The following is a 13213-nucleotide window of genomic DNA, read 5'->3' as shown; positions in this document are numbered from 1 at the left end:
AGTTTCAGTGATTCAGCGGACTAGGGCGGAAGGCAGGCGGCCGGCACCGGCTCAGACGCAGCGGCCGCCGTCCACTTCGATGCAGGTGCCGGTGATAAAGGCCGCTTCGTCCGAGGCCAGGTACAGGCAGGCGTTGGCCACGTCCTGCGGGGTCGACATGCGGCCCATCGGGATGGTGGCAAGGAACTTGGCGCGGTTCTCGGGCGTATCGGGCATGCCCATGAATTCTTCGAGCAGGGCGGTGGCGCCGATCACCGGGTTGACGCAGTTGACGCGGATGTTGTCCTTGCCGAGTTCCGCGGCCATGGCCTTGCTGGCGGTGATCACCGCGCCCTTGCTGCCGTTGTACCAGACCAGGCCCGGGCGCGGCCGGATGCCGGCGGTGGAGGCAATATTGACGAACACGCCGCCGCCGCGCTGGCGGAAGTGCGGGACAAAGGCGCGCGCCGACCAGTAGATGCTCTTGACGTTGACGGCGTAGACGCGGTCGAACTCCTCCTCGGTAACTTCAAGGATGGGCTTGTTGCGATGGGTCGTGCCGGCGTTGTTGACCACGATATGCACGTCGCCGAAGGTGGCCAGCGCGGCTTCGCGCATGGCCTCGGTGTCGGCTTCGCGCGAGACGTCGGCGCGCACCGCGCGGGCCCGGCCGCCGGCGTCGCGGATCGCGGCGGCGACGCGTTCGGCGGCTTCCTCGCGCAGGTCGGCCACCACCACGTTGGCGCCTTCGCGCGCAAAGGTGTGGGCAATGCCTTCGCCGAACCCGGAACCGCCGCCGGTGACGATCGCTACCTTGTTGGCCAGTCTCATGGCTTGTCTCCTGGTGTTGTGCTTATGTTCTGGTGATCCGTGCTGCGAGGGGGCTCGATGCCTAATGCGAGAACGGCCCCTGGCCGCGCAGTGCATTGGCAACCATCATCAGTGCCAGCAGGAAGGGCAGTGCCACATACAGGCACCAGTGCACGCGGTCGCCGACGACGTCGCCCCACTTGCGCTTGAAGACCTGCAGCCGCGGCATGCCGGAAGGATTGGTGGCGCGCTTGTTCCGCACATGCCACGCCATCCAGAAAAAGAAGATGGCAAAGGCGACGGACAGGAAATTGATGTTACCCATGTTGGATGGCGATGGTTTTCAGGGTGGTGAATCCGTACAGGGCCTCGAAGCCCTTCTCGCGGCCGTAGCCGGACTGGCCGGTGCCGCCGAAGGGCAGCTCCACGCCGCCGCCGGCACCGTAGTTGTTGATAAAGACCTGGCCCGCGCGCAGCTTGTGCGCCAGGCGCAGCTGGCGCCCGCCGTCGCGGGTCCAGACCCCGGCGACCAGCCCGTAGGGCGTGCCGTTGGCCAGCGCGATGGCTTCGGCCTCAGTGTCGAAGGGCATGGCGGCCAGCAGCGGGCCGAACACTTCTTCCTGCGCCAGGCGGTGCGCCGGCGGCACGTCGCGGAACAGCATCGGCACCTGGTAGTAGCCAGCCTCGGGCGCCTCGGCCACGATCTGGCCCTGCGCCATCACCGACACGCCTGCGTGCTGCGCATCCGAGACAAAGTCCCACACGCGCTGCTGCTGCTTGCGGCTGATCAGCGGCCCGCATTCCAGGTCGAGCTCGGACGGGCCCACGCGCAGCGACTCGAACACCGACGCCAGCCGGTCGAGCAGGGCGTCATAGACTGGCCGCTCCACCAGCAGGCGGCTGCCGGCCGAGCAGGTCTGGCCGGCATTCTGCACGATGCCGTTGACCACCACCGGCACCAGCGTATCCAGGTCGGCATCGGCAAAGACGATCTGCGGCGACTTGCCGCCCAGCTCCAGCGTGACCGGCACGTGGTTCTCGGCGGCCAGCTGGGCCACCTGCTTGCCGGTCTGGGGCGAGCCGGTGAACGAGATATGGTTGACGCCCGGGTGGCGCGCCAGCGCGGCGCCGGCTTCATGGCCGTAGCCGGTGATGAGATTGAGCGCGCCTTCGGGCAGGCCGGCCTCGGCGGCGATCTCGGCCACGCGCAGCAGCGACAGGCAGGCGTCCTCGGCCGGCTTGACCACGCAGGCGTTGCCGGCGGCCAGCGCCGCGCCCACGCTGCGCCCGAAGATCTGCAGCGGGTAGTTCCACGGGATGATGTGGCCGGTTACGCCGTGGGGCTCGCGCACGGTCAGCACGGTGTAGCCGGGGGTGTAGGGAATGGTCTGGCCGTGCAGCTTGTCGACCGCGCCGGCGTAGAACTCGAAATAGCGGGCCACGGCGCGGGCATCGGCGCGCGCCTGGCGCAGCGGCTTGCCGGTGTCGCGGGCCTCGAGCGCGGCCAGCTCGTCCTCGTGGGCGATCAGCGCCACGGCGACGCGGTTGAGCAGGCGTACCCGCTCGGCTGGCGCCATCTGGCCCCAGGCGCCTTCGGCGGCCTGGCGGGCCGCATGGACGGCGACGTTGATATCGGTGGCGTTGCCGCGTGCGATCTCGGCGAACGGCTCGCCGTTGGACGGATCGAAGACCTTGATGCGCAGGCCGTTGTCGGGCGCGATCAGGCGGTTGGCGACGAAGTGCTGGGCGTGCATGGGTGGCTCCGGGGCAGCGGGTGCAACAAGGGGGCAGCGTGGCGGCTGCGCTATTCAGTGACGGCTGAAGAATGCGCCATTATCGCCGACACCGGCCAGCGTGCAATGCGCCGTGCCTGGCCCAGCTGTCAGCCTGCGGTCAGGCATGAGCCGCTATAATGCCCGCCATCCAACAACACCGCGCAGGCATCTGGAGAACCGCATGAGCTTCAACCTCGTAACCCCGGGCAAGGACATCCCCAACGATTTCAACGTCATCATCGAGATCTCGGCCCAGAGCGATCCGGTGAAGTACGAGGCCGACAAGGAAACCGGCCTGCTGTTCGTCGACCGCTTTATCGGCACCGGCATGCGCTATCCGGCCAACTACGGCTATATCCCGCAGACGCTGTCGGGCGACGGCGACCCGGTGGACGTGCTGGTGCTGTCGCCGTTCCCGATCCTGGCCGGCGCCGTGGTGCGCTGCCGTGCACTCGGCATGCTGAAGATGACCGACGAGTCGGGCGTGGACGCCAAGCTTGTCGCCGTGCCGCTGGACAAGCTGTCGCCGGCCACTGCCTACATGAAGGGCCTGTCGGACGTGCCGCAGAACCAGCTAGACCAGATCAAGCACTTCTTTGAGCACTACAAGGCACTGGAAGCCGGCAAGTGGGTCAAGGTCGAAGGCTGGGCCGGCATCGAGGAAGCCCACAAGGAAATCACCGACGGCGTGGCCAACTACAAGAAGTAAGCTGAGCCGCCGCTGAAGAAGCCCCGCTCCGGCGGGGTTTTTTGTTGCCGCGCGCTTGACGCACGGCAGCACCCGGGCAAGTGCCTTGCGCTACGCTATGCGGGTGCTGACAAGAGGAGTTCCCATGAATCCCATCACCGAAATCCAGGCATTGCCGCAGGCCCAGTCGCGGCTGCGCCGCTATGACCGGCTGGCGGTGTGCTTCCACTGGGCGGTGTTCCTGCTGGTGGCGCTGGCCTATGCCGCGATCGAGCTGAAGGGCAGTTTTGCCAAGGGCACGCCGCCACGCGCGCTGGCGATGACGGTCCATGAATGGGCGGGCGCGCTGGTGCTGGTGCTGGCGGTGCCGCGCCTGCTGTGGCGCCTGGTGCGCGGGGCGCCCGCGCCGGAGCCGGGAGCGCGCTGGATGCAGCTGGCCGGCGAGGCCATGCACTGGGTGCTCTACCTGTATATCCTGGCCCAGCCGCTGCTGGGGTTGCTGGCAATGAACGCCGGCGGCCACCTGCTGGCGCTGCCTTCGCTGGGGATAGACGTGCCAGCGCTGGTGGCGGCCGACCCGGCGCTGAAGGACACCGTCAAGGCAATCCACGAGACCCTGGGCACCGCCTTTTACCTGGTGATCGGGCTGCACGCGATGGCGTCGCTGTTCCACCACTACATGCTGGGCGACAACACGCTGCGGCGGATGTGGCGTTGATCGCTGCGCGGAGTTTTCAGGCGCGGGCGAACGGGTTGCGTTCGCCCAGCTCGTCCAGGTAGGCATCGATGCCCTGGCGCTCGCGCTCCAGGAAGCGCTCGACGGCATCGGCAAAGGCGGGATGGGCCAGCCAGTGGGCCGAGCGCGTGGCCACCGGCAGGAAGCCGCGCGCCATCTTGTGCTCGCCCTGGGCGCCGCCTTCAAAGGTGCCTATGCCTTGCTCGATGCAGAATTCCAGCGGCTGGTAGTACGCGGTTTCGAAGTGCAGGCAGGCGTGGTGCTCCAGTGCGCCCCAGTAGCGCCCGTAGAGCGTGCTGACTTCGGGCCTGTCGTCATAGACCAGCAGCGAGCTGGCGATGGGCTGGCCCTCGCGCTCGGCGATCACCAGCAGCAGGTGCTGCGGCATGGCGGCGCCGATGCGCCGGAAGAAATCCAGGTTCAGGTAGGGCGTGGAATGGTGCTCGCGGTAAGTCTGGCGATAGCACCGGTTGAAGAACTTCCACGCGTCGTCGTCGATCTGCGCGCCACGCAGGCGCCGCAAGGTGATGCCGGCCTGCGCAACCTGGCGGCGCTCGGCGCGGATGTTCTTGCGCTTTTTCTGCGACAGCGTGGCGAGGAAGTCGTCGAAGCTGCCATAGCCGCTGTTGGTCCAGTGGAACTGCACGCCGTGCCGCATCAGCATGCCGGCCTGCTGCATCAGGGCGGCCTCCGCCTCGTCGGGAAACAGGATGTGCAGCGACGACATCTGGCTTTCGGCGGCCAGCGCCAGCGCCATCTGCAGCAGCATGCGGCGCGCATGGGCGTCTTCGGCCAGCAGCCGCGCGCCGCGCACCGGCGTGAAGGGAATTGCCGCCAGCCATTTGGGGTAGTACTCGAGCCCGTTGCGGGCATAGGCGTCGGCCCAGGCCCAGTCGAAGACATATTCGCCATAGGAATGCGCCTTGGCGTAAAGCGGCATGGCCGCGGCCAGCCGTTCCGGCTGGCCGTCCGTGGCCGGCGCCCATAACGTCAGGTAGCGCGGGTTCCACCCGGTTTCGGCGCAGGCGCTGCCGCTGGCGTGCAGGGCGTGCAGGAAGGCATGCTTCAGGAACGGCGTGGCGTCGGCGTGGTGCGCCACCAGGGCGTCCCAGGCGGCGGCATCGATCTCGCCCAGGTCGGAGATGATCTCGGTACGGTATTCCTGCGCAGGGTCGCCTGCCGCCTTGCGCTTGTGCTGTGCCGGCCGGCGCTGGTCTTTGCCCTCGCCGGGCGCGCATGATTCAGACTGCATTGCACCAGTTTCCGTCTGTGGGTCGGTCGAGTCTACCGGAAACGATGCGCCGTTGCTGTGCTGCGCGGCAGGCTCGGGGCGGCCGTCGTAAAATGGAACATCCTCGTCACCAGTGCCGCCGAGGCATCCCGGGATGCTTCAGGCGGCCCGCCTGCGCGTGGCATGGTCCGTCCGATCACCAAGGCCCGATATGAAGAACCCGTTTTTCAACCTGTATTCCCACGGCTTTGCGCGTGTCGCGGTGGGCGTGCCCGTCTGCCGGGTGGCCGACCCGGCCTTCAACGCCGCCGAGACCATTGCCCTGGCAACGCAGGCGGCACAGAAGGGCGCCGTGCTGGTGGCGTTCCCGGAACTGGGCATCTCCGCCTATACCTGCGACGACCTGTTCCACCAGCGCGCGCTGCTGGATGCCTGCGAGGCGGCGCTGGCCACCATCGTCGAGGCCTCGCGCAAGCTGCCGGCGGCGCTGATCGTCGGCATGCCGCTGCGGGTCGAGCACCAGTTGTTCAACTGTGCAGTGGTGGTGGCGCGCGGGCGTATCCAGGGCGTGGTGCCCAAGTCCTACCTGCCGAACTACTGGGAGTTCTACGAGGCGCGCCAGTTCAGCGCCGCCGACAACGCCGCGGTCGAATCCATCCAGCTGCTGGGCCAGGACGTGCCGTTCGGCGCCGGGCTGCTGTTCGATGTCGACGACATCCCTGACTTCCGCTTCCACGCGGAAATCTGCGAAGACGTATGGGTGCCGATCCCGCCGTCGTCGTTCGCGGCGCTGGCCGGGGCCACGGTGCTGGTCAACCTGTCGGCCTCCAATATCGTGGTCGGCAAGGCCGGCTACCGGCACCAGCTGGTCTCGCAGCAGTCGGCGCGATGCCTGGCGGCCTACCTGTACACCTCGGCCGGCAAGGGCGAGTCCTCCACCGACCTGGCCTGGGACGGCCAGGCGCTGATCTGCGAGAACGGCGAGCTGCTGGCCGAATCCGAGCGCTTTGCCGATACCTCGCACCTGCTCTGCGCCGATATCGACGTCGAGCGGCTGTCGCGCGAGCGCATGCACCAGGTGACCTTCGGCCACTCGGTGCGGCGGCACAAGGCAGAAGTGGACAAATTCCGCGTGGTCCGCTTCCCGCTCGACCTGTCACTGGAAAAGTCGCTGCCGCTCGCGCGCAACGTGGCGCGCTTCCCGTACGTGCCGGCCGATCCGCGCCAGCGCGACGAACGCTGCATGGAGGTCTACAACATCCAGGTGCAGGCGCTGGTGCAGCGCCTGTCGGCCAGCAAGATCAGCAAGGTGGTGATCGGCGTGTCGGGGGGGCTGGATTCCACCCACGCACTGCTGGTCTGCGCCAAGGCAATGGACCGCCTGGGCCTGCCGCGCGCCAATATCCTGGCTTACACCATGCCGGGCTTTGCCACCAGCGAGCGCACGCTGATGCAGGCACGCCAGCTGATGCAGGTGGTGGGCTGCACCGCGACCGAGATCGATATCCGGCCGTCGTGCCTGGCCATGCTGAAGGACCTGGGCCACCCGTACGCCGCCGGCGAGAAGGTCTATGACGTGACTTTCGAGAACGTGCAGGCCGGCGAGCGCACCAACCACCTGTTCCGGCTGGCCAACTTCCACCATGCCATCGTGATCGGCACCGGCGACCTGAGCGAACTGGCGCTGGGCTGGTGCACCTATGGCGTGGGCGACCATATGTCGCACTACAACGTCAACGCCAGCGTGCCCAAGACGCTGATCTCGCACCTGGTGCGCTGGGTGGCCGAGACCGGGCAGGTGGGCGAGGGCGGTTCTGACGTGCTGCTGGCTGTGCTCGACACCGACATCAGCCCCGAGCTGGTTCCGGGCGACAGCAACCACGGCCCTGAGCAGAAGACCGAGAGCACCATCGGCCCGTATGAGCTGCAGGACTTCAACCTCTACCACACGCTGCGCTTCGGCTTCACGCCATCCAAGATCGCCTTCCTGGCGCTGCATGCCTGGGGCGACCGCGAGCGCGGCGTTTGGCCCAATGGCCCGCATGTAGTGCGCAACCAGTACGGGCTGCCGGAGATCAAGCGCAACCTGGCGATCTTCCTGGACCGCTTCTTCCGCACCAGCCAGTTCAAGCGCTCATGCATCCCGAACGCGCCCAAGGTGGGCTCGGGCGGATCGTTGTCGCCGCGGGGTGACTGGCGTGCACCGAGCGATTCAGAGTCGGTGGTGTGGCTGGCGGACCTGGAGAAGGTGCCGGACTGAGCGCAGCGCCGGTCATGCCCCGGCGCTTGGGTGGCGGCTTGTGCACAGATTCTCCAGTGGCTGTCCACAGGTTTATCCACAGGACCGGGGCGTGCGCGGAGGCGCGCTGGCCAACGCTGCGGCCGCGCCGGCTGTGGGGTAGGCGGAAATGCAAGCGGCCAAGGGCTGGTAAAATGCCTGCCGGAGAGCGCCGCGACCGCGGCGATGCGCCGCCAGGCGTGTGAACAAACGATAAACAGGGGCCAGTCATGAAGCAGATTACCGCCATCATCAAACCGTTCAAGCTCGACGAGGTGCGTGAAGCCCTGGCCGACGTCGGCGTGACCGGACTGACGGTGACCGAGGTGAAGGGATTCGGCCGCCAGAAAGGGCATACCGAGCTCTACCGTGGCGCCGAGTACGTGGTCGACTTCCTGCCCAAGATCAAGATCGAAGTGGTGGTGGCCGAGAACCAGCTGGACACCGTGCTGGACGCCATCGTCAAGGCCGCCCACACCGGCAAGATCGGCGACGGCAAGATCTTCGTCACTGAGATTGAGCGCGTGATCCGCATCCGCACCGGCGAGCAGGACGAAGCCGCGGTCTGAGCCACGCGCCAGGATAGAAAAACGCCGCCTTGCAGGGCGGCGTTTTTGTTGGCGGGGCGCCTTTCAGCTGGGCAGCTTCCATCCGTACCGCACTGACACCAGCCGCATGGCGATGATCGCCAGCGCCCCGGTCAGCAGCGCCGCTTCCTGCTGCACCGCCAGCCAGGTCATGCCGACATAGATCCAGCAGCCGATAAAGGAGCAGGTGGCATAGGGCGAGCGGTCGCGCAGGATCATCGGCACCTCATTGCACAGCACGTCGCGCACCACGCCGCCGAACACCGCCGAGATGATGCCCATCATCACCGCCACGGTGGGCGGCATCTGTGCCACCAGCGCCAGCGAGGCGCCGGTTACGGAGAACAGCCCCAGCCCGATCGCGTCGGCGACGATCATGGCCCGGTCCGAGGCCACGCGGCTGACCACGCGCAGCACGAATGAGGCGCCGAATGACATCACGAAGATCAGCAGCACGTAGCCTTCGTGGTCTACCCAGTAGAACGGGCGCCGGTCCAGCAGCACGTCGCGCACGGTGCCGCCGCCAAAGGCGGTGGCAAACGCCACCACGAAGGTGCCCACCACGTCCAGGCGCTGCTTGCGCGCGTCGACCACGCCCGAGACCGCAAAGGCGAGCACGCCGATCACCTCCATGATGTGGAGGATCAGGGGCAGCCGCCCCATCAGCAATTCAAGCGGGAGATGCATCCGGGCGCGGGTGCGTCAGGAGCGCGGCTGGCGCAGCAGCACCATCAGTGCGCCGGCGCCGCCTTCGGCCTCGCGCGCCTGCACGAAGGCGAGCACTTCCTCCTTCTGCACCAGCCAGCTGCGCACCTTGCCCTTGAGCACCGGCAGCTTGTCGGGCGAGCCCAGGCCCTTGCCGTGGATCACGCGCACGCAGCGCACGCCATTGCGCACCGAGCGGCGCAGGAACTCGGCCAGCGCCTCGCGCGCCTCGTCGCTGCGCAGGCCGTGCAGGTCGACCTTGTCCTGCGGCACCCATTCGCCGCGGCGCAGCTTGCGGATCACGTCCATGCCGATGCCGGGCCGGCGGAACGACAGGGTCTCGTCGGTTTCCAGCAGGCTTTCCACGTCGAATTCATCGGACAGCGAGGCCGCCAGCACGGCTTCGTCGTTGCGGCGCGACTGCACCGGCACCGGGGCGGGCTTGCTGGCGGGCACGGGGGCGCGGTTGCGGTCGCGCAGCTGGCTGACCTGGCCCACGCTGGTGCGGAAGACGTCGGCTTCCTCGCGGGCGCGCCGGGCGGCCTGCTCGGCGGCCACGCGCTCGGCTTCGCGGCGCTCGGTATCGGCCTTGAGGGTGTCGCGCAGCCTGGCAAGGTCGTTCAGGCCGAAACGTTGGGGCGGTCGGTCGGGTTTGCGGGCGCCGTGCGTCATTGAGAATCTCCGGGGGCTCGGCGCAGATTATATCGACTGACGGGGCGGCAAGAGGGCGGCACGAGATGCCGGGGGGACGCGCCGGCGGGCCGTGGCGGCCCGGCCGGCGGAGGGAGCTGTGCTTACTTCAGGGCTTCGACAAAGCGCTGGGCGTCCAGCGCGGCCATGCAGCCCGTGCCGGCGCTGGTGATGGCCTGGCGGTAGACATGGTCCTGCACGTCGCCGGCGGCAAACACGCCCGGCACGCTGGTGGCGGTGGCGTCGCCCTGCAGGCCCGACTTGGTCACCAGGTAGCCGTTTTCCATGGCCAGCTGGCCTTCGAACAGGTCGGTATTGGGCTTGTGGCCGATGGCGATGAACACCCCCGCCAGCTTCAGGTCCTCGGCCTGGCCGGTCTTGGTGCCACGCACGCGGATGCCGGTCACGCCGGATTCGTCGCCCAGCACTTCATCCAGCACGCTGTCGTAGCGGATCACCACGCGGCCTTCCTTTTCACGCTGCAGCAGGCGGTCGACCAGGATCGGCTCGGCGCGGAAGCTGTCGCGGCGGTGGATCACCGTGACCTTGCTGGCGATATGCGACAGGTACAGCGCCTCTTCCACGGCGGTGTTGCCGCCGCCGACCACGGCCACTTCCTGGTTCTTGTAGAAGAAGCCGTCGCAGGTGGCGCAGGCCGACACGCCGCGGCCCATGAAGGACTCTTCGGACGGCAGGCCCAGGTACTGCGCCGAGGCGCCGGTGGCGATGATCAGCGCGTCGCACGTATATTCACCGGCGTCGCCGATCAGGCGGAAGGGGCGGGCCGGCTGGCCGTTGTCGTCCACCAGCCTGGCGGTGTGGATGTGATCGAAGATGATTTCGGTCTTGAACTCCTCGGCATGCGCCAGCATGCGCTGCATCAGTTCCGGACCCTGGACGCCCTTGGCATCGCCCGGCCAGTTCTCGACGTCCGTGGTGGTCATCAGCTGGCCGCCCTGTGCCAGGCCGGTGATCAGCACCGGTTCCAGGTTGGCGCGGGCCGCGTAGACCGCGGCGGAATAGCCGGCGGGACCAGAACCGAGAATCAGCACTTTTGCGTGTTTTGCCATGATGCGTTCCTGTGGCCGGTGCGGCATGCTGCCCACCGGCATTGCTCGAAAGCGACATTATAAGAGGAGCGGCATTTGCTCACTGTTGCAAATTCCAATGAGTGCGATAGTCTCAGGCCACGTTAAAATGGCCGCCACGATGACCGTCAGTCACCCGGTGAGTGACCACTGACCGATGCCGGCATCGGCTCTGAATGCACCCGATCAGCATCCGGAATCACCTTACACGCGAGTCTTAACCAGGCATGGCCCGAGCTACCACGACCACCCGCACCGATCCCTCAGCCTTGCCATCCCGCATCGGCAAACTGCTGGGCGAGGTCCGCTGGTTCCTGTTGCTGGCCGTCACGCTGGGCTTCCTGTGCGTGCTGGCCAGCTACAGCAAGACGGATCCCGGCTGGTCGCATGCCAACCAGGTTGCCGATATCCACAACCTGGGCGGGCGCGTCGGCGCCTGGGTGGCCGACGTGCTGTTCTTTATCTTCGGCTTTTCCGCCTACTGGCTGGCGGTGCTGCTGGTGCGCCGTTGCTGGCGCGGCTGGCGCACGCTGACCGCCGAGCTGCCCGAGCGCGCGGACCACGCCCTGCACCGCCAGGGCGTGACCGTCAGCTGGATCGGCTTTGGGCTGACCCTGTTCTCCAGCATGGGCCTGGAGGCAATCCGCATGTACCCGCTGCGCGCCGCGCTGCCGCGCGCGCCGGGCGGGGTGCTGGGCGACCTGCTGGGCGGCTGGCTGCAGGTGGCTCTGGGTTTCACCGGCGCGACCCTGCTGCTATTGCTGCTGCTGGCGATCGGGCTGTCACTGTTCTTCCATTTCTCCTGGCTGACCGTGGCCGAGCACGTCGGCGGCTTTGTCGAGACCCTGTTCCTGGGCTTCAAGGCCCGCCGCGAGAGCAAGCAGGACCGCATCATCGGCGAGGCCGCCAAGACCGAGCGCAAGGAAACCGTCGAGGTGCAGCGCGTGCGCATCGAAGAGGCGGCGCCGGTGCAGATCGTGCGCCCGCAGGCGGTGCCCAAGCATGAGCGCGTCGAGCGCGAGAAGCAGCAGCCGCTGTTTGCCGATATCCAGGACTCGGACCTGCCGCCGCTGTCGCTGCTGGACCCGATCCCGCCGCACCAGGAAACCGTCAGCGCCGAGACCCTGGAATTCACCTCGCGCCTGATCGAGAAGAAGCTCAAGGACTTCGGCGTCGAGGTCAAGGTGGTGGCGGCCTACCCGGGCCCGGTCATTACCCGCTATGAGATCGAGCCGGCCACAGGCGTCAAGGGCAGCCAGGTGGTGAACCTGGCGCGCGATCTGGCGCGTTCGCTGTCGCTGGTGTCGATCCGCGTGGTCGAGACCATCCCGGGCAAGAATTACATGGGGCTGGAGCTGCCCAACCCGAAGCGCCAGACCGTGCGCCTGTCGGAAATCCTCGGCTCGCAGGTCTACAACGAGAGCGCGTCCAGCCTGACCATGGCGCTGGGCAAGGACATCGCCGGCAAGCCGATGGTGGCCGACCTGGCCCGCATGCCGCACTGCATGGTGGCCGGCACCACCGGCTCGGGCAAGTCGGTCGGCATCAACGCGATGATCCTGTCGCTGCTGTACAAGTCCAAGCCCGAGAGCGTGCGCCTGATCCTGATCGACCCGAAGATGCTCGAAATGAGCGTCTACGAAGGCATTCCGCACCTGTTGTGCCCGGTGGTGACCGACATGCGCCAGGCCGGCAATGCCCTGAACTGGGCGGTCGGCGAGATGGAGCGCCGCTACAAGCTGATGAGCAAGCTGGGCGTGCGCAACCTGGCCGGCTACAACAAGAAGATCGACGAGGCCGCGGCCCGCGAAGAGAAGATCCCCAACCCGTTCAGCCTGACCCCGGACGCCCCGGAGCCGCTGGACCGGCTGCCCACCATCGTCATCGTCATCGACGAGCTGGCCGACCTGATGATGGTGGTCGGCAAGAAGGTGGAAGAACTGATCGCCCGCATCGCGCAGAAGGCGCGCGCGGCCGGCCTGCACCTGGTGCTGGCCACGCAGCGCCCGTCGGTGGACGTGATCACCGGCCTGATCAAGGCCAACGTGCCGACCCGGATCGCGTTCCAGGTCAGCAGCAAGATCGACTCGCGCACCATCCTTGACCAGCAGGGCGCCGAAGCGCTGCTGGGCATGGGCGACATGCTCTACCTGGCGCCGGGCACCGGCCTGCCGGTGCGCGTGCACGGCGCCTTTGTATCGGACGAGGAAGTCCACCGCGTGGTAGAGAAGCTCAAGGAATCCGGCGAGGCCAACTACATTGAAGGCATCCTGGAAGGCGGCCTGACCGATGACGCCGGCGGTGGCGACGGGTTTGGCGGCGGTGCCGGCATCGGCGGGGGCGGCGGCGAGGCCGATCCGCTGTACGACCAGGCGGTCGAGGTGGTGCTGAAGAACCGGCGCGCGTCGATCTCGCTGGTGCAGCGCCATCTGCGCATCGGCTACAACCGTGCCGCGCGGCTGCTCGAAGACATGGAAAAGGCCGGGATGGTCTCGGCCATGTCGGGCAACGGCAACCGCGACATCCTGGTGCAGGGTGGCGGTGCCGCCCGCGAAGATGAGTGAGCGCCGCTCGCGCAGCCCTCGTAATATCCGGTTACCCGCCGGCTTGCGGCGCGCGGAATCCCGGGGCTGCCGGCGGCTCTAA

Annotated in this window: 12 protein-coding genes; 5 read left to right on the top strand and 7 right to left on the bottom strand. The window is 67.5% G+C overall.

All coding sequences use genetic code 11. The features are described from left to right. Positions 1 to 51: 51 nt before the first annotated feature. The 3 genes from A3A5_RS0120985 to A3A5_RS0120975 form a co-directional block, all read right to left on the bottom strand. Positions 52 to 810 carry an SDR family oxidoreductase gene (locus A3A5_RS0120985; protein ID WP_018312485.1) on the bottom strand — a complete coding sequence of 253 codons (759 nt, stop codon included), beginning with the start codon at positions 808 to 810 and terminating at the stop codon, positions 52 to 54. A 61-nt stretch (positions 811 to 871) separates the two neighbouring features. Continuing rightward, positions 872 to 1114 carry a hypothetical protein gene (locus A3A5_RS0120980; protein WP_013955797.1) on the bottom strand — a complete coding sequence of 81 codons (243 nt, stop codon included), beginning with the start codon at positions 1112 to 1114 and terminating at the stop codon, positions 872 to 874. Continuing rightward, complete coding sequence (locus tag A3A5_RS0120975) at positions 1107 to 2543, bottom strand: aldehyde dehydrogenase family protein (RefSeq protein WP_018312484.1); 1437 nt, start codon at positions 2541 to 2543, stop codon at positions 1107 to 1109. The genes A3A5_RS0120980 and A3A5_RS0120975 overlap by 8 nt, the downstream gene beginning before the upstream one ends. A gap of 202 nt (positions 2544 to 2745) precedes the next feature. On the opposite strand from A3A5_RS0120975, the gene ppa reads away from it, so the two are divergent. Both ppa and A3A5_RS0120965 read left to right on the top strand, forming a co-directional pair. Continuing rightward, positions 2746 to 3273 carry an inorganic diphosphatase gene (gene ppa, locus A3A5_RS0120970; protein WP_010813006.1) on the top strand — a complete coding sequence of 176 codons (528 nt, stop codon included), beginning with the start codon at positions 2746 to 2748 and terminating at the stop codon, positions 3271 to 3273. A gap of 124 nt (positions 3274 to 3397) precedes the next feature. Further along, entirely contained in the window at positions 3398 to 3970 is a 573-nt protein-coding gene (locus tag A3A5_RS0120965; RefSeq protein ID WP_018312483.1) for a cytochrome b, read from the top strand. Positions 3971 to 3986: 16 nt separating this feature from the next. On the opposite strand, the gene A3A5_RS0120960 is transcribed toward A3A5_RS0120965, so the two are convergent. Further along, positions 3987 to 5240 (bottom strand): GNAT family N-acetyltransferase, encoded by a 1254-nt coding sequence (locus tag A3A5_RS0120960; protein WP_018312482.1) that lies wholly within the window; start codon positions 5238 to 5240, stop codon positions 3987 to 3989. A gap of 190 nt (positions 5241 to 5430) precedes the next feature. Here A3A5_RS0120960 and A3A5_RS0120955 point away from each other — a divergent pair, with 190 nt between their 5' ends. After that, on the top strand, positions 5431 to 7479 hold the full coding sequence (locus A3A5_RS0120955; protein ID WP_018312481.1) for an NAD(+) synthase: 2049 nt from the start codon (positions 5431 to 5433) through the stop codon (positions 7477 to 7479). Positions 7480 to 7727: 248 nt separating this feature from the next. After that, positions 7728 to 8066, top strand: a complete 339-nt coding sequence (gene glnK / locus A3A5_RS0120950; protein WP_006162803.1) for a P-II family nitrogen regulator — start codon at positions 7728 to 7730, stop codon at positions 8064 to 8066. A gap of 63 nt (positions 8067 to 8129) precedes the next feature. Here the strand turns inward: glnK and A3A5_RS0120945 are convergent, their stop codons facing one another. The 3 genes from A3A5_RS0120945 to trxB all read right to left on the bottom strand — a co-directional run bounded on the left by A3A5_RS0120945 (position 8130) and on the right by trxB (position 10549). Further along, entirely contained in the window at positions 8130 to 8771 is a 642-nt protein-coding gene (locus A3A5_RS0120945) for a trimeric intracellular cation channel family protein (protein WP_026200972.1), read from the bottom strand. Between the two features lie 15 nt (positions 8772 to 8786). Continuing rightward, positions 8787 to 9461: a Smr/MutS family protein gene (locus tag A3A5_RS0120940; RefSeq protein ID WP_018312479.1), complete on the bottom strand. Its 675-nt coding sequence runs from the start codon at positions 9459 to 9461 to the stop codon at positions 8787 to 8789. A 122-nt stretch (positions 9462 to 9583) separates the two neighbouring features. After that, positions 9584 to 10549, bottom strand: a complete 966-nt coding sequence (trxB, locus tag A3A5_RS0120935; RefSeq protein WP_035813228.1) for a thioredoxin-disulfide reductase — start codon at positions 10547 to 10549, stop codon at positions 9584 to 9586. 245 nt (positions 10550 to 10794) lie between these two features. Here trxB and A3A5_RS0120930 point away from each other — a divergent pair, with 245 nt between their 5' ends. Continuing rightward, on the top strand, positions 10795 to 13131 hold the full coding sequence (locus A3A5_RS0120930) for a DNA translocase FtsK (RefSeq protein ID WP_018312477.1): 2337 nt from the start codon (positions 10795 to 10797) through the stop codon (positions 13129 to 13131). Positions 13132 to 13213: the final 82 nt, after the last annotated feature.

Source organism: Cupriavidus sp. UYPR2.512, from assembly GCF_000379565.1.
Taxonomy (GTDB): domain Bacteria; phylum Pseudomonadota; class Gammaproteobacteria; order Burkholderiales; family Burkholderiaceae; genus Cupriavidus.
Note: the sequence above shows the minus strand (reverse complement) of the source record. Positions and strands in the feature narration are given on the sequence as shown.

Excerpts from the sequence above, each read along its gene's own strand:
- A3A5_RS0120965 (WP_018312483.1), top strand. The coding sequence starts at position 3,398 with ATGAATCCCATCACCGAAATCCAGGCATTGCCGCAGGCCCAGTCGCGG.
- A3A5_RS0120975 (WP_018312484.1), bottom strand. The coding sequence starts at position 2,543 with ATGCACGCCCAGCACTTCGTCGCCAACCGCCTGATCGCGCCCGACAAC.
- ppa (WP_010813006.1), top strand. The coding sequence starts at position 2,746 with ATGAGCTTCAACCTCGTAACCCCGGGCAAGGACATCCCCAACGATTTC.
- A3A5_RS0120960 (WP_018312482.1), bottom strand. The coding sequence starts at position 5,240 with ATGCAGTCTGAATCATGCGCGCCCGGCGAGGGCAAAGACCAGCGCCGG.
- A3A5_RS0120930 (WP_018312477.1), top strand. The coding sequence starts at position 10,795 with ATGGCCCGAGCTACCACGACCACCCGCACCGATCCCTCAGCCTTGCCA.
- A3A5_RS0120980 (WP_013955797.1), bottom strand. The coding sequence starts at position 1,114 with ATGGGTAACATCAATTTCCTGTCCGTCGCCTTTGCCATCTTCTTTTTC.
- A3A5_RS0120985 (WP_018312485.1), bottom strand. The coding sequence starts at position 810 with ATGAGACTGGCCAACAAGGTAGCGATCGTCACCGGCGGCGGTTCCGGG.
- glnK (WP_006162803.1), top strand. The coding sequence starts at position 7,728 with ATGAAGCAGATTACCGCCATCATCAAACCGTTCAAGCTCGACGAGGTG.
- A3A5_RS0120955 (WP_018312481.1), top strand. The coding sequence starts at position 5,431 with ATGAAGAACCCGTTTTTCAACCTGTATTCCCACGGCTTTGCGCGTGTC.
- A3A5_RS0120945 (WP_026200972.1), bottom strand. The coding sequence starts at position 8,771 with ATGCATCTCCCGCTTGAATTGCTGATGGGGCGGCTGCCCCTGATCCTC.
- trxB (WP_035813228.1), bottom strand. The coding sequence starts at position 10,549 with ATGGCAAAACACGCAAAAGTGCTGATTCTCGGTTCTGGTCCCGCCGGC.
- A3A5_RS0120940 (WP_018312479.1), bottom strand. The coding sequence starts at position 9,461 with ATGACGCACGGCGCCCGCAAACCCGACCGACCGCCCCAACGTTTCGGC.